At 38.4% G+C, this 859-nt stretch carries 3 protein-coding genes; all 3 read right to left on the minus strand.

Annotated elements, in window-relative coordinates; all coding sequences use genetic code 11:
* On the minus strand, positions 1 to 185 hold a 185-nt coding region (locus ACGF7G_RS22490; protein WP_387468507.1), incomplete at its 3' end, for a hypothetical protein.
* Positions 186 to 203: 18 nt separating this feature from the next.
* Positions 204 to 491, minus strand: coding sequence for a hypothetical protein (locus ACGF7G_RS22495; RefSeq protein WP_387468509.1), 288 nt, complete (start codon positions 489 to 491; stop codon positions 204 to 206).
* A 1-nt stretch (position 492) separates the two neighbouring features.
* On the minus strand, positions 493 to 798 hold the full coding sequence (locus ACGF7G_RS22500) for a hypothetical protein (protein WP_387468510.1): 306 nt from the start codon (positions 796 to 798) through the stop codon (positions 493 to 495).
* Between the last annotated feature and the right edge of the window lie 61 nt (positions 799 to 859).

Raw genomic sequence — 859 nt, forward strand, 5'->3', positions numbered from 1 at the left:
ACAATTTCATATTGATATTGTGCTGATTCAGAAATCCAGCGCCCGTTGCTTTGAAGTGGCTTTTCGTTCCATGCTAATACAATTCCGTTGCGATCAGTTACTATAAATTTAGTCCAAAACGGGACTAATAATTCAATGCCGAAGTATTTAACTTTAATCGGCTTTATTAAGCTAATAAGTTTCATGTGATTTTATTTCCTTTTCTAATTCTTTACATGTTTAATATATTCCAAGCAAATATCATCAACATCCACAAGAGTGTACTTCCAGTTAACGACACCTAAATCAAGCATAGCGATTTTCACGCTGCCACTCTCATTTTCATCATCTTCCATCCAGTAGCTTCCAAAAAACCGAGGCTCAAGTTCATATGCCCACAATTCGCCATCTGCGTCGGCGGCTAAATACTGCGCCCAGTAGGGAACCTCGACTTGCACATTAAAATACTTAACAGTTCTACTTTCCTGATAAATATGTTTTTCTACTATCATCTCATTCACCTTTCGCACAGAAGACAGTTGTCGACGCCTCACCCACATACTCTAAAGAATCTTTCCAGCACTCGCCTTCAAATTCCACTTTCCCTATTTCGAGACAATAAACGCCTTCTTCTTCTTCATCATCATCAAATCCCCACCACCCTCTATTACACAGTGAGTCCCACATAGGCTTGCGATTATATCCCCACAATTCGCCATTCTCATCAGCGGCAATGTAGTTAACGAACGCAGGCACAATTATCTCAATTTCAAAGTACGTCACCACTTTCATTTCTTCATACAGGTTCACTACTTTCATGTGATTTTATTTCCTTTAATTTATTTGAGCCAATTTGAAATAATTGGCTTTTATCGATAGT

Source organism: Photorhabdus sp. RM323S, from assembly GCF_042879375.1.
In the GTDB taxonomy this organism is placed as follows: domain Bacteria; phylum Pseudomonadota; class Gammaproteobacteria; order Enterobacterales; family Enterobacteriaceae; genus Photorhabdus; species Photorhabdus tasmaniensis.